Raw genomic sequence first — 2,032 nt, forward strand, 5'->3', positions numbered from 1 at the left:
GGCAACACCAACGTCGGCGCAGCCGACCTATCTTGGACTAGTGGTAATAACTGTACGCCTATCGCCGCAGGCTCTAGAGCTGAGTTGTTACTTGATGCCGTGGGTTTATCAAAAGCCGACCTTGATGATCTGATAAGTGATCTAAATAGCGGAAAAAGGATCAGTAGAAACGGGCTAATTTATCAAATTCGCGATGGCCAGTTACATACATTAGACGAAAGCGCCCAGCTTAAGCAAAACAAGCAACTCGATATTGAATACCGAGCGCAAACACTCGCGCAAAAATCAGCTAGCTGGCACATAACCGACGCGCATTGGCAACAAGCACGCGAATTTGTAGAGCTTGCTTATAAATACGCGCAGCTCGATGGGCGTAAATCACTTAATACCACCACAAACGAACGCGGCCTAGTCACTATTGGCGATTGGGACCTAGTTAATTTAGTTAAACAAGGCAGTGCATCAGCAATCAGCAGTAATGATTGGTGGTCACTCGATTAAATGGCGTAGGAGAAAATATGACTATTCAAATTTCAAAGGTACTCATGCCAAGGGCATGTATTAGTTGCCAGGCATTTTGCCCAAAAGGTTTTGCAGATGATCAGCACAGCCCGTTTATTACTAAATTCGATAAGCCAGCGCCTAAGACCCAATACGGCCAGTGCGGAAAAAACAATAACAGCGTTTTTGCTACCGAAATTTGCACCGGCTATCAGCAAGAACCTAGCGCCAACGTATTTACAGTAACCAACAGACCACAACCAAAACAGCAGGTGACATTATGAACACACAATCAGCAGCCGAAAAAATGTTAGAAACAGGGCGTTTTTATACAGCACTGGAATTAGGGCAAGAGTTTAAAGAATCTGCAAAACGTGCAAGTGGGTGGCTGTTTAATATTAGGTCTGGTGCAAGGTATAAAACAATAGAAACAGAGCTACCAAATAGAAAGGTTAAATTAATCTCCATTGATGGCAGAACTATGCCACTAAATAAATTACAAAACACAGCACTGCTATTTAAGCGCCCACGTTTATTGGTTGGGAGTGATAGCCATGCTTAAGGCCAAGCAAGACGATACACATAAAAATAAAATTTACTGTGGTACTGCAATTTTTAACGCGGTTAAAAAAGAAATTGGCGTTTTATATGGGAGTGAGTTCAAGTTAAAAGATGTAAAATTTGTGTGCGATGAATGTTTGCACCCACGACAAATGCTAACACTTGATAAAGAGCTTAAAAAATTATTAAAAGAGCTAGAGGTTAAATTTCAGGAGAACGAGCATGGCCACAGGTAAAGTAACAGCGGGTGACGTTTTCAATAATTGGACAGTACTAAACGAAGACCGCCGCAACCGAGGGGTGCAGCATTTTATGTGTAAATGCGTATGCGGCACCACTCGCGTAGTGCGCAAAGATAATTTAGGTCATGTCCAGGGCTGCGGTTGCGAGCGAAAAGAATATAAATTTCGCACCGGGCAAATAAAAACAACAGCAAAGGCAAGCATTAAAAAGGCGCGAATTGTTTCACCAACAACAGTAAGCGCACCGGCCAAAATGCCGCACCACGAAAACCAAGAGCCGCGCCCGCAATACCAGCAGCGCAGCAAGTCAAAGCGCGAACTGCTAGAAGAGCGCTTAATGCAAATGCAGTTAGAAAAAGAATTAAGCGAATTATGGTGATCAATGAAACCAAACGTTAAACGTCGCAACTGGGTGTACCACTCAGTTGTTAAACCAAAGAAAAGCGAGCAGAAAAATGAAAAATAACCAACTAAACCAAAAGCAAGAACTTGAAGTAGCAGCAGACGTAATTGAATACCTAAAAGAGCGAGGTGTTGAAGGCATTCAAGCCGCATGTATTTTAAAAACATCCGCTACACATGTTGAAAACAGGCTAGCAGCTCAAGTATTTTTCAATGCAATTCAAAAAGCACTAAATTAACCAAAAAGGAAACGCACTATGCACCCACAAAATAACAAACCACTAGATAAAGGCCGTGTTGCTTGTGTTGCCGAAAAATACCAGCAA

General features: G+C 42.4%; 5 protein-coding genes and 1 pseudogene. All 6 read left to right on the forward strand.

The window, feature by feature from the left end; genetic code table 11:
• Positions 1-501 (forward strand): annotated as a pseudogene (locus I6E78_RS18200) (replication endonuclease); the annotation flags it as partial.
• Positions 502-518: 17 nt separating this feature from the next.
• Positions 519-785 carry a hypothetical protein gene (locus tag I6E78_RS18205; protein WP_197183083.1) on the forward strand — a complete coding sequence of 89 codons (267 nt, stop codon included), beginning with the start codon at positions 519-521 and terminating at the stop codon, positions 783-785.
• Entirely contained in the window at positions 782-1,063 is a 282-nt protein-coding gene (locus I6E78_RS18210) for a hypothetical protein (RefSeq protein WP_197183084.1), read from the forward strand. Before I6E78_RS18205 ends, I6E78_RS18210 begins: the two co-directional genes overlap by 4 nt.
• Entirely contained in the window at positions 1,056-1,298 is a 243-nt protein-coding gene (locus I6E78_RS18215) for a hypothetical protein (protein WP_197183085.1), read from the forward strand. The genes I6E78_RS18210 and I6E78_RS18215 overlap by 8 nt, the downstream gene beginning before the upstream one ends.
• A complete protein-coding gene (locus tag I6E78_RS18220; protein ID WP_197183086.1) occupies positions 1,285-1,683 on the forward strand; it encodes a hypothetical protein in 399 nt (132 codons plus the stop codon). The genes I6E78_RS18215 and I6E78_RS18220 overlap by 14 nt, the downstream gene beginning before the upstream one ends.
• 76 nt (positions 1,684-1,759) lie before the next feature.
• Positions 1,760-1,945, forward strand: coding sequence for a hypothetical protein (locus I6E78_RS18225; RefSeq protein ID WP_197183087.1), 186 nt, complete (start codon positions 1,760-1,762; stop codon positions 1,943-1,945).
• Positions 1,946-2,032: the final 87 nt, after the last annotated feature.

Origin of the sequence: Pseudoalteromonas sp. NZS127, assembly GCF_015864805.1 — a bacterium.
In the GTDB taxonomy this organism is placed as follows: Bacteria; Pseudomonadota; Gammaproteobacteria; order Enterobacterales; family Alteromonadaceae; genus Pseudoalteromonas; species Pseudoalteromonas nigrifaciens.

Coding starts and splice junctions, on each gene's coding strand:
- I6E78_RS18225 (WP_197183087.1), top strand. CDS start 1,760: ATGAAAAATAACCAACTAAACCAAAAGCAAGAACTTGAAGTAGCAGCA.
- I6E78_RS18205 (WP_197183083.1), top strand. CDS start 519: ATGACTATTCAAATTTCAAAGGTACTCATGCCAAGGGCATGTATTAGT.
- I6E78_RS18215 (WP_197183085.1), top strand. CDS start 1,056: ATGCTTAAGGCCAAGCAAGACGATACACATAAAAATAAAATTTACTGT.
- I6E78_RS18210 (WP_197183084.1), top strand. CDS start 782: ATGAACACACAATCAGCAGCCGAAAAAATGTTAGAAACAGGGCGTTTT.
- I6E78_RS18220 (WP_197183086.1), top strand. CDS start 1,285: ATGGCCACAGGTAAAGTAACAGCGGGTGACGTTTTCAATAATTGGACA.